This window comes from Halomicrococcus pelagicus (assembly GCF_050954125.1).
The window spans coordinates 1-564 of the sequence record NZ_JBPBWC010000053.1 but is presented as its reverse complement, the minus strand read 5'-3'; the positions used below and the strand labels follow the sequence as shown (position 1 = coordinate 564).

General features: G+C 69.1%; 1 protein-coding gene. It reads right to left on the bottom strand.

Annotated features, from left to right (window positions below; translation table 11 throughout):
• A partial coding sequence (locus ACRYA2_RS26595; RefSeq protein WP_433634826.1) for a transcription initiation factor IIB occupies window positions 1-564 on the bottom strand: 564 nt, incomplete at both ends.

Below are 564 nucleotides of genomic sequence, written 5' to 3'. Positions count from 1 at the left end.
ATCGCGTCGATGCGGCTCACCGTCGCCACCTCGTCGAGGCTGCGCGGGACGCCGACCTGGCGTGCGGCGGCGTACAGCGACGCCGTGGCGACGCCCTCGATGGAGCGGCCGGGCAGGAGGTCCTCGTCGAGGGCGCGGCGGTAGATGACCGACGCCGTCTCCCGGACGTTCTTCGGCAGGCCGAGCGCCGACGCCATCCGGTCGATTTCGCCCAGCGCCTGCTTGAGGTTGCGCTCCTTGGCGTTGCGCGTGCGGAACCGTTCGTCCCACTTGCGGAGACGCTGCATCTTCTCGCGCTGGCGCGAACTCAGCGAGTTCCCGTAGGCGTCCCTGTTCTGCCAGCCGATGTTGCTCGACAGCCCCTCGTCGTGCATCATCTTGGTGGTGGGGGCACCGACGCGGCTCTTCTGGTCTTTCTCCTGGGAGTCGAACGCGCGCCACTCGGGGCCGCGGTCGACGCTGTCCTCCTCGACGACGAGGCCGCACTCTTCACAGACGGTCTCGCCGTGCTCCTCGTCGTTGACGAGGTTGCCGCCGCACTCGGGACAGACCGTCTCGTCCTCG